At 72.6% G+C, this 14,084-nt stretch carries 11 protein-coding genes; 8 read left to right on the top strand and 3 right to left on the bottom strand.

Annotated features, from left to right (window positions below; genetic code table 11):
* From AB0O67_RS15615 to AB0O67_RS15595, 5 genes are all read left to right on the top strand, one after another.
* Positions 1–889, top strand: an 889-nt coding sequence (locus AB0O67_RS15615; RefSeq protein ID WP_365450164.1) for an LLM class F420-dependent oxidoreductase, incomplete at its 5' end; no start/stop codon positions are given.
* Positions 890–892: 3 nt separating this feature from the next.
* Positions 893–1,663, top strand: a complete 771-nt coding sequence (locus tag AB0O67_RS15610) for a glucose 1-dehydrogenase (RefSeq protein ID WP_365450162.1) — start codon at positions 893–895, stop codon at positions 1,661–1,663.
* 95 nt (positions 1,664–1,758) lie between these two features.
* Positions 1,759–2,877, top strand: coding sequence for an LLM class flavin-dependent oxidoreductase (locus AB0O67_RS15605; protein WP_365450160.1), 1,119 nt, complete (start codon positions 1,759–1,761; stop codon positions 2,875–2,877).
* 4 nt (positions 2,878–2,881) lie between these two features.
* Entirely contained in the window at positions 2,882–4,633 is a 1,752-nt protein-coding gene (locus AB0O67_RS15600) for a D-aminoacylase (protein WP_365450158.1), read from the top strand.
* Entirely contained in the window at positions 4,630–6,105 is a 1,476-nt protein-coding gene (locus AB0O67_RS15595) for an aldehyde dehydrogenase family protein (protein WP_365450156.1), read from the top strand. Before AB0O67_RS15600 ends, AB0O67_RS15595 begins: the two co-directional genes overlap by 4 nt.
* A 12-nt stretch (positions 6,106–6,117) precedes the next feature.
* On the opposite strand, the gene AB0O67_RS15590 is transcribed toward AB0O67_RS15595, so the two are convergent.
* Positions 6,118–7,521, bottom strand: a complete 1,404-nt coding sequence (locus AB0O67_RS15590; protein WP_365450154.1) for an alpha/beta hydrolase — start codon at positions 7,519–7,521, stop codon at positions 6,118–6,120.
* 69 nt (positions 7,522–7,590) lie between these two features.
* Positions 7,591–8,001 (bottom strand): nitroreductase/quinone reductase family protein, encoded by a 411-nt coding sequence (locus AB0O67_RS15585; RefSeq protein ID WP_365450152.1) that lies wholly within the window; start codon positions 7,999–8,001, stop codon positions 7,591–7,593.
* A gap of 81 nt (positions 8,002–8,082) precedes the next feature.
* Here AB0O67_RS15585 and AB0O67_RS15580 point away from each other — a divergent pair, with 81 nt between their 5' ends.
* Positions 8,083–8,898 carry an endonuclease/exonuclease/phosphatase family protein gene (locus tag AB0O67_RS15580; protein WP_365450150.1) on the top strand — a complete coding sequence of 272 codons (816 nt, stop codon included), beginning with the start codon at positions 8,083–8,085 and terminating at the stop codon, positions 8,896–8,898.
* A 6-nt stretch (positions 8,899–8,904) separates the two neighbouring features.
* Here the strand turns inward: AB0O67_RS15580 and AB0O67_RS15575 are convergent, their stop codons facing one another.
* Positions 8,905–10,422 (bottom strand): CehA/McbA family metallohydrolase, encoded by a 1,518-nt coding sequence (locus tag AB0O67_RS15575; RefSeq protein ID WP_365450148.1) that lies wholly within the window; start codon positions 10,420–10,422, stop codon positions 8,905–8,907.
* Between the two features lie 119 nt (positions 10,423–10,541).
* Here AB0O67_RS15575 and AB0O67_RS15570 point away from each other — a divergent pair, with 119 nt between their 5' ends.
* A complete protein-coding gene (locus tag AB0O67_RS15570; protein WP_365450146.1) occupies positions 10,542–11,390 on the top strand; it encodes an LLM class F420-dependent oxidoreductase in 849 nt (282 codons plus the stop codon).
* 38 nt (positions 11,391–11,428) lie between these two features.
* On the top strand, positions 11,429–14,014 hold the full coding sequence (locus tag AB0O67_RS15565; protein ID WP_365450144.1) for a bifunctional FO biosynthesis protein CofGH: 2,586 nt from the start codon (positions 11,429–11,431) through the stop codon (positions 14,012–14,014).
* Positions 14,015–14,084: the final 70 nt, after the last annotated feature.

Genomic DNA, 14,084 nt, shown 5'->3' with positions numbered 1-14,084 from the left:
CACCCCCCACCCCCCCCCCCCGGGGGGGGCGGGCGGGGGCGGTCACGGGGGGGGGGCCGTCGCCCGCGCCGCCGACCGCGCCGGGTTCTGCTACGTCGCCTGGTGCGACCACGTCGGCGTCCCGCGCCGCCTCGCTCCCGCGATGAGCACGGTCTGGTACGACCCTGTGGCCACCCTGGCCCACCTGGCCGCCGTCACCGAACGCGTCCGGCTGCTCTCCCATGTCGCCGTGGTCGGCCTGCGCCACCCCCTGCTCACCGCCAAGCAGTACGCCACCCTCGACCATCTCAGCGGGGGGCGGCTGATCCTCGGCGTCGGCGCCGGTCACGTACGGGAGGAGTTCGAGACGCTCGGGGTGGACTTCACCCAGCGCGGGGCCGTGCTGGACGAGACCATCGACGCGCTGCGGGCCGCGCTCGGGCCGGAGGAGTTCCCCGTCCACCACGGAAAGCTCCACGACTTCGAGGGACTCGGGCAGCTGCCCCGGCCCGCCCAGCGGCACGTCCCTCTATGGGTGGGCGGATCGTCCCCGGCGGCGGTGCGCCGGGCCGCGCTCAAGGGTGACGGCTGGCTGCCGCAGGGCGACCCCCGTGACCGGCTGCCCGGTCAGATCGCCACGCTGCGGCGGTTGCGCGCCCAGGCGGGCGTCGACACGCCGCTCACCGTCGGCGCGATCGCCGAGCCGCTGTACGTCGGCCGGCCCGCCTGGGACGTCGGGCGGCGCACGATCAGCGGCCCCCCCGAGGCCCTCGCCGAGTCGCTGCGCGAGTACCCGGCGATGGGCGTGCACCAGATCCAGGTGCGGTTGCGCAGCCGGAGCCGCACCGAACTCGAGGACCAGATCGAGGCGTTCGGGCGGGACATCGGCCCGCTGCTGACCCAGGAGTGAGATATGGGCAAACTGGACGGACGTGTCGTGATCGTCACCGGTGCGGCGCGGGGGCAGGGGGAGCAGGAGGCCCGGCTGTTCCGGGAGGAGGGTGCCGACGTCGTCGTCACCGACGTCCTCGACGACCAGGGCGAGGCCCTCGCCAAGGAGATCGGCGCGCGCTACGTCCATCTCGACGTGGGCCGCGAGGACCAGTGGTCCGCCGCCGTCGCCGCCGCCAAGGAGGCGTACGGCCGGATCGACGGGCTCGTGAACAACGCCGGCATCCTGCGCCTCAACGCCCTGGTGGACACGCCGCTGACCGAGTTCATGCAGGTCGTCCAGGTCAACCAGGTCGGCTGCTTCCTCGGCATCCGGGCCGTCGCCCCGGAGATGGCGGACGGCGGCACGATCGTGAACACCGCCTCGTACACGGGGATGACCGGCATGGCCGCCGTCGGCACGTACGCGGCGACCAAGCACGCCGTCCTCGGCCTCACCCGCGTCGCCGCGCTGGAGTTGGCCCATCGCCGGATCCGCGTGAACGCCGTGTGCCCCGGCGCGGTCGACACGGCCATGTCCAATCCGGCCGCGCTGGCTCCCGGCGCCGACCCCGAGGAGACACGCCGGGCCCTGGACGGGCTGTACCGCAAGCTGGTGCCGCTCGGCCGGGTGGGGCGGCCCGAGGAGGTGGCCCGGCTGGCCCTCTTCCTGAGCTGCGACGACTCCTCCTACATCACCGGACAGCCGTTCGTGATCGACGGCGGCTGGCTGGCCGGAGTCACCATCGTCTGATGGCCCGTCAGCTATTGACGGTGCGCACAGGTGGTGCCACAGTCGGCCGCACGACGATCTGACGGAGCGTCAGAAACAGAGGACGGTGAACCTCCGTGGAATTCGGGCTCTTTGTACAGGGATACGTGGGCAAGCGCGCCGAGACCGACCCGCTCGCCGAGCACAAGGCGCTGATGGAGGAGACCGAGTACGTCATCGAGGCGGACCGGTCCGGCTTCAAGTACGCCTGGGCGTCCGAGCACCACTTCCTGGAGGAGTACTCGCACCTCTCCGCCAACGACGTGTTCCTCGGCTACCTCGCGCACGCGACCGAGCGCATCCACCTGGGCTCGGGCATCTTCAACCCGCTCGCCCAGGTCAACCACCCGGTGAAGGTCGCCGAGAAGGTCGCCATGCTCGACCACCTCAGCGGCAACCGCTTCGAGTTCGGCAGCGGCCGGGGCGCGGGCTCGCACGAGATCCTCGGGTTCCTCCCCGGCATCACCGACATGAACTACACGAAGGAGATCTGGGAGGAGACGATCGCCGAGTTCCCCAAGATGTGGCTCCAGGACGAGTACGCCGGCTTCCAGGGCAAGCACTGGTCGCTGCCGCCCCGCAAGGTGCTGCCCAAGCCGTACGGGAAGTCCCACCCCGCGATGTGGTACGCGGCCGGGTCACCGCCGTCCTACGCCATGGCGGCCCGCAAGGGGCTCGGGGTGCTGGGCTTCAGCGTGCAGAAGGTGGCCGACATGGAGTGGGTGCTGGAGCAGTACAAGACGGCGGTCGTGGACGCGGAGCCGATCGGGGACTTCGTCAACGACAACGTGATGGTGACGACCACCGCGATCTGCGCGCCGACGCACGACGAGGCGATACGGATCGCCGTGAACGGTGGGCTGCACTACCTGCCCTCGCTGGTGTTCCGGTACCACGACACCTTCCCGCGGCCCGAGGGGTTCCCGGTGTGGCCGCAGACGCTGCCCGAGTACACGGCGGAGTTCGTGGAGGTGCTCATCGAGGAGGAGCTGCTGATCTGCGGTGATCCGGACGAGGTGCTGCGGCAGTGCGAGCGGTGGGAGCAGGCGGGTGCGGACCAGCTGAGCTTCGGGTTGCCGGTGGGGGTGCCGAAGCAGGAGACCCTGCAGACGATCCGGCTGGTCGGGGAGCACGTGATTCCGAAGATCGACACGGATCCGGTGCACAGGACGTCCCGGTTCCGGCAGGGGGTCTGAGGAGTTGAGTTGCAGGAGGAGCGTCATGCTTGATCACGTCATCAGAGGCGCGTCCGTCGTCGACGGCACCGGGGCGGCCGCCCGCAGCGCCGACGTCGGCATCCGGGACGGCCGGATAGCCGCCGTCGGCCACCTCACCGAAGCGGCCCGTACCAGCGAGGACGCCGCCGGGCTCGTCCTCGCGCCCGGGTTCGTGGACCCCCACACCCACTACGACGCCCAGCTGTTCTGGGACCCGTACGCGACGCCCTCGCTCAACCACGGGGTCACCACCGTCGCAGGCGGGAACTGCGGGTTCACGCTCGCGCCGCTCCATCCGGACCGGCCCGAGGACGCCGACTACACGCGCCGGATGATGTCCAAGGTCGAGGGGATGTCGCTCGTCGCGCTGGAGGAGGGTGCCCCCTGGAACTGGCACGGGTTCGGGGAGTACCTGGACGCCCTGGAGGGGCGGATCGCCGTCAACGCCGGTTTCATGGTGGGGCACTGCGCCCTGCGCCGGTACGTGATGGGGCCGGACGCGGTGGGCGGCCGGCCGACCGAGGAGCAGCTCGCCGCCATGGTGCGGCTGCTGCACGACGCCATGGACGCCGGGGCCTGGGGGCTGTCCACCACCCAGTCGTCCACCCACTCGGACGGCGACGGGCAACCGGTCGCCTCGCGGCACGCCGGGCCCGCCGAGCTGCTGGCCCTCTCCCGCGCGGTCGGCGAGCGCGAGGGGACGCAGATCGAGGCGATCGTCGCGGGCTGCCTGGACCAGTTCAGCGACGCCGAGATCGACCTGTTCGTGGAGATGAGCGCGGCGGCCGGACGCCCCCTGAACTGGAACGTCCTGACGATCGACGCGTCGGTCCCGCAGCGTGTGCCCCGCCAGTTGCTGGCGAGCGAGCGGGCCCGCAAGGCGGGCGGCCGGGTCGTGGCGCTGACGATGCCGATCCTCACGCCGATGAACATGTCACTGGGCACCTTCTGCGCGCTCAACCTCATCCCGGGCTGGGGCGAGGTCCTCGGCCTGCCCGTGCCCGAGCGGATCCGGCGGCTGCGGGATCCCGCCGTACGGGCGGGGATGCTGGAGCGGGCGGCGTCCAAGGAGGCGGGCGTCTTCCGGCGGCTGACGGACTTCGGCCGGTACGTCGTCGGTGACACGTACAGCGCGGAGAACGCCGGGGTGTCGGGCCGGGTGGTACGTGACATCGCCGCCGAACGCGGTCAGGAACCCTTCGCCTGCCTGGTCGAGATCTGCGCCAACGACGACCTGCGCACGGTCCTGTGGCCCATGCCCACCGACAACGACGCCGCGTCCTGGGCGCTGCGCGCCGAGACCTGGCGGCACGAGGACGTCCTGCTCGGCGGCTCCGACGCGGGCGCGCACCTGGACCGCATGTGCGGGGCGCCGTACACCACGCGCTTCCTCGGGGACTGTCTGCGGGGGCGGAAGCTGGTGGGCCTGGAGCAGGCGGTGAAGATGCTGACCGACGATCCGGCCCGGCTCTTCGGGCTGAGGGACCGGGGCCGGATCCAGGAGGGCTTCCACGCCGACCTCGTCCTGTTCGACCCGGAGCGCGTCGACGCGGGAACGGCCACCCTGGTGCACGACCTGCCGGGCGACAGCCCCCGGCTCGACTCCCGGGCGATCGGCGTGCGGGCGGTCTGGGTCAACGGCGTCGAGGCGATCCGGGACGACGTGGTGAGCGGGGCGGTGCCGGGGCGGGTGCTGCGGTCGGGGCGGGACACCCGCACGGTGAGCACCCGGTGAGCCGGCGGCTGTACATCGACGGGGCGTGGGTCGAGCCGGACGGCGGCGCCTACGAGGTGACCGACCCGGCGACCGAGGAGACCGTCGGGTGGGCGCCGGAGGCCTCGCCCGAGCAGGTGCGCTCGGCCTGCGCCGCCGCCCGCGAGGCATTCGGACCGTGGTCGCGCACGGCACCCGAGGAGCGGGCGGCGATCCTCGCCCGGGCGGCGGACGTCATCGCGGGCCACCTGGAGCCGTACACGGAGCTGGCCCGCGCGGAGACCGGGGCGACCACGGTCACGGCGCGGCGCATGCAGGTCGGGGTCGCCGCCGCCCGCTTCCGCCGGTACGCGCGGATCGAGCCCGCCGAGTGGCCGATCGCGCCGCAGATCAACGAGGCCGGTGGGGGCACCTCCCACGCCTTCAGGGCAGTGGGGGAGGGGAGGGCCGGCGTCATGGGCGCGCTGGCCGTGCGCCAGCCCGTCGGTGTCGTCACCTGCGTCACCTCCTACAACAACCCCTGGGCGAACACGGCCGGGAAGGTGGCCCCCGCCCTGGCCATGGGCAACACGGTGGTGGTGAAGCCGGCCCCGCAGGACCCGCTCTCCGTGTACCGGATGGCGGAGGCGCTCCAGACCGCCGGTGCGCCCAGGGGCGTCGTCAACGTCGTCTCCGGCCGGTCGGCCGGCGTCGGCGAGGCGGCCGTCGAGTCCGGCGACGTCGACATGGTGAGCTTCACCGGCTCCACGGCCGTCGGGCAGCGCATCGCCGAGGTGTGCGGGCGGTCCATGAAGCGCCAGTTGATGGAGCTGGGCGGCAAGGGCGCGGCGGTCGTGTTCGACGACGCGGACATCACCTCCGCGGTGGCCGGCATCGGCACGACGTACTCCTTCTACAGCGGCCAGATCTGCACGGCACCGACCCGGGTGCTGGCCCAGCGGGGTGTGTACGACCGCCTGGTCGAGCAACTGGCCGCCTACGCGGGCCGTCTGAAGGTCGGTGACCCCCGGGAGCGGGACACGGTGGTCGGCCCGTTGATCTCGGCGGCGCACCGGGACCGCGTGGAATCGTACGTCGAACTCGGCCGCAAGGAGGGTGCGGTGGTCGTCACCGGAGGCGAACGGCCGCCCCTGGACACCGGCTTCTACGTCGCGCCGACCCTCCTCGCGGACTGCACCAACGACATGCGGGTGGCCCGCGAGGAGATCTTCGGCCCGGTGGTCGTCGTCGTCCCGTTCGACGACGAGGACGAGGGCGTGGCCCTGGCCAACGACAGCGACTACGGCCTCATCGACTACGTCTGGTCCGGTGACGTGGCCCGCGCCTTCCGGGTGGCCCGCCGTCTGCGGGCCGGCGGCGTCGGCGTCAACACGGTCGGGCGCAACATGGAGGCGCCGTTCGGCGGTTTCAAGCGCAGCGGCGTGGGCCGCGACGTCGGCTCGTACGCCCTGCACGCCTACAGCGAGGTGCAGGCGATCGTGTGGCCGGGGTGAGGGGCCGGGAGGTCAGTCGGCCGGCAGCGTCTCGTCCAGCCAGTCGAAGACGACCTCGCAGTGCTGCTGCGGTGCCATCGGGGAGCAGTGCAGCTGCGCTCCGGTGGCCGCGGTGAGCTTGACGTAGTCCTTGGGCGAGGTCAGTTTGTCGAACATCTGGCGGGCCTGGCCGGGGTAGAACTGCTCGTCCTCGTAGTCCAGGACCAGCGTGGGCATCTTGATCCGGCCCACGACGTCCGTGATGTCCAGCGCCTCGATGCGCTTGGCGGGCGTGTAGAAGTCGGTGAACATCCTGCCCTGGCGGGCGTCGAGCATCGCCTGCACGGAGAAGGGCTCGAAGCGCTTCCTCAGCGTCGCGGCGTCGGCGGCGGGCAGCTCGGGGACGACCTCCTTGTTCCAGATGTTGTTGGTCTCGGCCTTGTTCGGGGTGAGGATCTCTCGGACCTCCGGGGGGAAGCCCAGCCAGGGCGTCAGGCAGCCGGGCATCGCCACCACGGCGGCGAGCCGGTTCTCGTAGGCCGCGGCCCGGGGCGCCAGGTCGCCCGCCATGCTCAGCCCGGTCAGGGCGATCCTGTCCGGGTCCACGTCGGATCGGGCGGTCAGCCAGTCGACGAGCGGGCCGACGACCTTCTCCCAGGTCGGGGTGAAGACCACCTGGTCCACGAAGAGCAGCTGTCCCTGGCCGGGCCCGTCGTAGACGAGGGCGTTCCAGCCGCGTTCCAGGGCGGCCCGGACGCCGTACGTCCACATGTCGACGTTCTGCCCGTCGCTGCCGTTCGTGAGGATCACCGTGGGGCGGCGCCGCACGGACGTGTCCGGCCGGAAGAACCACACGGGCAGCGGCGTCCTCCCGTACGGGACGTTCGCGGTGACCGGTGCCGGATCGCACAGGCCGCAGAACTTGTCCCAGGCCCCACGTCCGGCCTGGTACATCCGCTCCTCGCTGCCCGGGTCGTCCGAGCCGAGGACGAAGAACAGCGCCTGGCCGTAGTACTGCGCGGCCCGCAGCGCGCGCCACCGGGTGGTCTGGTCGTCGGGCCTGCTGCCCGCGGGCGCCGCCATGAGCTGGTCGCCGAGCTTCTTGAAGGTGCTGACGAAGGACTGGGCGGACAGGCCCGCCTTGTTGATGGCGTTGACGGCGGTGAGCACCTCGCCGACCTCACCGGCGCCCTGGCCGGACCCGCCGAGCGCCATCAGCCCGCTGAAGTTGAACCCCGGATCGTCGAACAGCGTCATCACGCCCGGGGTGGGCCCGCCCGCCGTCGCGGATGCGGTGGTGGTGGCGCGGGCCGCGGGCGCGCTCGCGCCGGTCGGGGTGCACCCGGCGGCCAGTACGGCGCCGGCTCCGCCGACCAGCCCGGCGAGTGCGGTGCGACGGGTGGGCGTGGGCGCGCAGTCTCCGGAAACGTCCTTCATACGACGGGAAAATACGACTCCGGTCACCGGGCCCCGGCACGCCACGCGCCCGCCTCGCCCGAACGGCCGTCAGGGGCGGGCCTTGCCGTCCTCCAGGTCCACCCGCACCGTGAGCAGGTTCGTGCCGATGGCCCGCACCGCCGAGCTGTTCATCATCGGCAGGTCCCGCAGCCGGGCCTTCGGATCGTCGTCCGGCAGCAGGTGGGCGGTCCCTTCGTGCCACCGTCCGCCGAGCCGCACCCGCACCCTCGGATCGGCGTGGATGTTGCGGACGTACTGGGAGCGGTCGCCGAATTCGGAGACCAGCCAGAAGGAGTCGCCGACGCGGCGCCCGCCCACCGGGGTGCGGCGGGGGAGACCGGAGACACGGCCGGTGGTCTCCAGCAGGGTCTGGAGGGGGACCCGGCGCAGGACGGGGTTGAGGACGCGGCGCTGGAAGGTCGTGGCGACGCGGAATCTGAGGTCGTCTATGCGGCTCATCGGTGTGGCGACTCCTGTGTCGTGACGGGGCGGGTGTTGCTTCAATGGTCCTCGCAACGCGGCGCGACGAGGACGGTGGGCATGCGGGTCGTGACCTGGAACCTGTGGTGGCGGTTCGGGCCCTGGGCACAGCGGCAGAAGGCGATCCTCGGCGCGCTGCGCGAGCTGCGTCCCGACGTGGTGGGCCTTCAGGAGGTGTGGGAGGCCGGCGGCGAGAACCTCGCCGGGTGGCTGGCCGGCGAGCTGGGCCTGCACTGGACCTGGGCCCCCTCGCACGCCCCCGAGCGCTGGCAGCGACGCATCGGCGATCCGACGGTCGGCATAGGCAACGCCGTCCTCAGCCGCTGGCCGATCACCGAACAGGCCGTCCTCCCCCTCCCGGCGCCCACGGAGGTCGACGACGGCCGTCTGGCCCTCTACGCCCGCCTGGCCACACCTTCGTACGGCGTGCCCTTCTTCACCACCCATCTCACCTCGCAGCTGCACGCCTCGGCCATCCGCTGCGGCCAGGTCGGCGCGCTCGCCGAGTTCGTCGCCGAGCACCGGGCCGGCACCCCGTACCCGCCCGTCGTCACCGGCGACTTCAACGCCTGGCCCGACTCGGACGAGATCCGCCTCTTCGGCGGCTACCGCACCGCCCCGGCCGTGCCCCGCCAGGTCCTGCTCGACGCCTGGGAGTACGCCGACCCCGCCGCCCCGTCCCACACCTGGGATCCGGCCAACCCCTACGTGGCCGCCGGCCACCCGCCCGGCGCCCGCATCGACTACGTCCACGTCGGCCCGCCCGGCCCGGACGGACTCGGCCATGTCCGCTCCGTCCGGCGCGCGGGCGACGGCCCGGTGGACGGCGTCTGGCCCTCCGACCACCTGGCCGTCGTCGCGGACCTGGCCCTGTAGGTCACCTCACGCGCGCCCCAGGAAGATCGGGTTCGTGAACGCCGCCATCGCGCCCGGCAGCGGACCGAGAGCCGTCTCGTGCCGCAGTTCGGCGCGGACGTACGCCGCGTACGAGGGCGTGGTGCGCCACTCCACGACGCCCGCGCCGGACACCGGCAGCGGGGCGCTGGTGTGCAGCGGGCCCTGGTCGGTGACGAAGCGGACCACGCACCGCGGCGCCCCGCCCACCTCCAGGCGTACCGTCACCGGCGTCTCCCGGTCGACCTGCAACCGCTCGCCGATGCCCGCGTGTCGGGCCCGCCCGCCGGACGCCGTGAAGGACAGGGACACGCTGCGGGACTCGGCGACGTAGGAGCGGCCCGCGCGGATGCCCTCCTGGACGGCCTCGCGGGTCAGGTCGTCGGCGAGGACGACGGTCTGCGGGTGGCCGACGACGTCCGGGTCCCGGTGGGCGTCGCTGCTGCCCATCGCCGGGATCCAGTCCCGCCCGGCCTCCCGTCCCTCCGCGCGCGCGGACGCGGCCAGCATGCTGTCCCAGTCGGCCAGCGCCATCTCGTCGTCGGGCGTCCAGGGGCCGTTCCACACCTCGATCGCGTCCGCCTCGCCGAAGCCGAACTTCCAGTTGCAGCCGATGCAGTTGGAGTGCGGGTGGGCCGGTACGACCAGGCCGCCGGCCTTGCGGACCTGGCGGGCGAACCGGCCGTAGCGGTTGTCGCGGGCCCGGTAGCGCCAGTCGACGAAGGTGCCGGGGTCGGTGCCGAGCGCGACCACGTGGCCGTTGCGGGTGGTGATCTCCTCGCCCAGCATCACCAGCAGGTCCTCGCCCGCGACGTCGGCCCAGTGCGCGTGCCCGGAGTGGGTGTTGTGCTCCGAGCTGTTGACGAAGTCCAGCCCGGCCGCCCGCGCCAGCGCCCCGATCTCGGCGGGTGTACGGCGGCCGTCGGAGTGCCAGGAGTGCAGATGGCAGTCGCCCCGGTACCAGTCCCGGCCCCGCCCCCTGGCCCGCTCCGGCGGGTACACGACGGCCGGCGCCGCGCCGGGCTCGCCGTACGTCAGCGTGATCGTGATCTCGTACGTCAGCCCCTGCGGCGCCACCGTGTACGGGCCCAGCGCGATGTGCCACGTGCCGCGCCGCACCGGGCCCGGGAGGTAGCCGGGGGTCGCCTCGTCGGCCCGGATGAGGAACTCCGTGCGCGCCCCGCCCGACCAGCCCCGGAAGCCCTGGCCGCCCAGGTCGGTGCCGCGCTCGTCGAAGATGCCGATGTCGAGGGCGTTGCCCGCGGTGCCGGCGGGGACCGAGGGGCGGTCGTAGGTGTAGGCGACCTTGAGCTCCCGTACTCCGGCGGGGATGTCCACCGGCACGTACACGAAGTCGGGTGAACCGGGCGGGAGGGTGCCCCGCACGGTCTTCGTCTGCTGCCGGCCGGCGCCCGCCGCGAAGCTCACACCCGAGAGCGTAAGCGCGGCGGCGGTCCCCGTCACGAACAGCGTGCGTCTTCCGATCCCTGCGTCGTCGTCACACATGCCGCCCAGCATGGGCGCCCGGCGTGAACTCCGGAACACCTCGGGGCGGCACCTTCTGCACCACGTGATCCCGACCAGTCGGTATGGACAGATGGACGTTCCCCGGGTAGAGATGGGGCATGCGCATCTCCGTCACCATCTTCCTCACGGACGAGACCATCACCCCGACCCGGCTCGCCCGTGAGCTGGAGCAGCGGGGCTTCGCCGGGCTGTATCTGCCCGAGCACACCCACATCCCGGTCGAGCGGACCACCCCGTATCCGGCGGGCGGCGACCTGCCGCCCGAGTACGGCCGCACCCTCGACCCCTTCGTCGCCCTCGGCCAGGCCTCCGCCGTCACCGAGCACCTCGGCCTCGGCACCGGCATCACGCTGGTCGCCCAGCACGACCCGATCGATCTGGCCAAGCAGATCGCGACCCTGGACCACCTCTCCGGCGGCCGCTTCACGCTGGGCCTCGGCTACGGCTGGAACGTCGAGGAGGCCGCCGACCACGGCGTCGAGTGGCGGACGCGACGCGAACTGGTCCGGGACCGGATGGCGTTGATGCGCGCCCTGTGGTCGGAGCAGCCGGTCGGCCACGCAGGCGAGTTCGGCAGCGTACGCGCCAGCCACGCGCACCCCAAGCCCGTGCAGAAGCCGCGCGGCCCGGTCGTGGGCCCCCGCACGCTCGTCGGCGGCGCCGCGGGGCCGAAGCTGTTCACGCACATCTGCGAGTACGCCGACGGCTGGCTGCCGATCGGCGGGCGCGGCCTGTCCGAGTCGCTGCCGCGGCTGCGCGCCGCCTGGTCCGACGCGGGCCGCGACCCGTCCGCCCTCCAGGTCGTCCCGTACGCCGTCTTCCCCACCCCGGGCAAGCTCGCGCACTACGCGGAGCTGGGCATCGAGGAGGTCGTCGTGCAGTTGCCGCCGGCCGGTGAGGCGGAGGTGCTGCGGGCGCTGGACGGGTACGGCGGCTTCCTGGCGTGACCGCCGGGCACTGATCAGCTCGACCGTATGCTCGAAGAATGACGACTTCCGCGACCTCCGGAACCGGCCCCACCGAGAACTCCCTGCGTCGCGCCCTCAAACGCGCCCGTGACGGCGTCGCCCTCGACGTCACCGAAGCGGCCGTACTGCTCCAGGCCCGCGGCGAGGCCCTCGACGACCTCGCCGCGTCCGCCGCCCGGGTGCGGGACGCGGGACTGGAAGCGGCCGGCCGACCTGGCGTCATCACGTACTCGAAGAGCGTCTTCATCCCCCTGACCCGGCTGTGCCGGGACAAGTGCCACTACTGCACGTTCGTCACCGTGCCCGGCAAGCTGCGCCGCGCCGGGCACGGGATGTTCATGTCGCCGGACGAGGTCCTCGACATCGCCCGCAAGGGCGCGGCCCTCGGCTGCAAGGAAGCCCTCATCACCCTCGGCGACAAGCCCGAGGACCGCTGGCCCGAGGCGCGCGAGTGGCTCGACGCGCACGGCTACGACGACACCATCGCCTACGTCCGCGCCATCTCCATCCGCGTCCTGGAGGAGACGGGCCTGCTGCCCCACCTCAACCCGGGCGTCATGACCTGGACGGACTTCCAGCGTCTGAAGCCCGTGGCGCCGAGCATGGGCATGATGCTGGAGACGACGGCCGAGCGCCTCTGGTCGGAGCCCGGCGGCCCGCACCACGGCTCCCCGGACAAGGAACCCGCCGTACGGCTGCGGGTGCTGGAGGACGCGGGCCGCTCCTCGGTCCCCTTCACCTCCGGCGTCCTCATCGGCATCGGCGAGACCTACGAGGAGCGTGCCGAGTCCCTCTTCGCGTTGCGCCGCGTCTCCCGGGCCTACCACGGCATCCAGGAACTGATCATCCAGAACTTCCGCGCCAAGCCGGACACGGCGATGCGCGGCATGCCGGACGCCGAACTGGACGAACTGGTCGCGACGGTGGCGGTGGCCCGGCACATCATGGGCCCGTCGGCCTGCCTCCAGGCGCCGCCCAACCTGGTGGACGCGGAGTACGAGCGGCTGATCGGCGCCGGCATCGACGACTGGGGCGGCGTCTCCCCGCTGACCATCGACCATGTCAACCCCGAGCGCCCCTGGCCGCAGATCGAGGAGCTGGCGGAGAAGTCGGCGGCGGCCGGTTTCGAACTGCGCGAACGCCTCTGTGTCTACCCGGAGTTCGTGCGCCGCGGCGAGCCCTGGCTGGACCCGCGCCTGCGCCCGCACGTCGCGGCCCTCGCCGACCCGGAGACGGGCCTCGCGCGTGCCGGGGCGCTGCCCGAGGGGCTGCCCTGGCAGGAGCCGGACGAGGCGTTCGTCTCGTCCGGCCGTACGGACCTGCACACCACGATCGACACCGAGGGCCGCACCTCGGACCGCCGCGACGACTTCGACGAGGTGTACGGCGACTGGGGCGCCTTGCGCGAGGCGGCCGCCCCGGGCATGGTCCCGGAGCGCATCGACACGGACGTGCGCGCGGCGCTGAGGACGGCGGCGGACGACCCGACGCGCCTGACGGACGAGGAGGCGCTGGCGCTGCTGCACGCGGACGGCCCGGCGCTGGACGCCCTCACCCGCATCGCCGACGACGTGCGCAAGTCGGTGAACGGCGACGACGTGACGTACGTCGTCACCCGCAACATCAACTTCACCAACGTCTGCTACACCGGCTGCCGCTTCTGTGCCTTCGCGCAGCGCCGCACGGACGCCGACGCGTACACGCTGTCCCTGGACCAGGTGGCGGACCGCGCCCAGCAGGCCTGGGACGTGGGCGCGGTGGAGGTGTGCATGCAGGGCGGCATCCACCCGGACCTGCCCGGGACGGCGTACTTCGACATCGCGAAGGCGGTCAAGGAGCGCGTCCCCGGCATGCACGTGCACGCCTTCTCGCCGATGGAGGTGGTGAACGGCGCGAGCCGGACGGGGATGTCCGTCCGGGAGTGGCTGACCGCCGCCAAGGAGGCGGGCCTGGACTCCATCCCCGGTACGGCGGCGGAGATCCTGGACGACGAGGTCCGCTGGGTCCTGACCAAGGGCAAGCTGCCCACGGCGACCTGGATCGAGGTGGTCACCACGGCCCACGAACTGGGCATCCGCTCCTCGTCCACGATGATGTACGGCCACGTGGACCAGCCCCGCCACTGGCTGGGCCACCTGCGCACGCTGGCCGGCATCCAGCAGCGGACGGGCGGGTTCACGGAGTTCGTCACGCTCCCCTTCATCCACACGAACGCCCCGGTGTACCTGGCGGGCATCGCCCGCCCCGGCCCCTCGGTGCGGGACAACCGGGCGGTGACGGCGATGGCGAGGCTGCTCCTGCACCCCCACATCCCGAACATCCAGACAAGCTGGGTCAAACTGGGCGCGGAGGGTGCGGCGGAGATGCTCCGCTCCGGTGCCAACGACCTGGGCGGCACCCTCATGGAGGAGACGATCTCCCGCATGGCGGGCTCGTCCTACGGCTCCTACAAGTCGGTGCGCGACCTGGTGGCGGTGGCCGAGGCGGCGGGCCGCCCGGCCCGTCCCCGCACCACTCTGTACGGCGAGGTCCCCGAGGAGCGGCAGCGGGCGGCGGCGGCCTCCGACGGCCACCTGCCGGAGCTGCTGCCGGTGCTGGACTGAGGGAGGGGCGTTCAGGCACGCACAGTACGATGATCCGACCCTCGGTGTGTCGGGGGTCGGAGACTGAGGA

The sequence above is a fragment of the Streptomyces sp. NPDC086077 genome (assembly GCF_040686175.1).
GTDB lineage: Bacteria > Actinomycetota > Actinomycetes > Streptomycetales > Streptomycetaceae > Streptomyces.
Note: the sequence above shows the minus strand (reverse complement) of the source record. Positions and strands in the feature narration are given on the sequence as shown.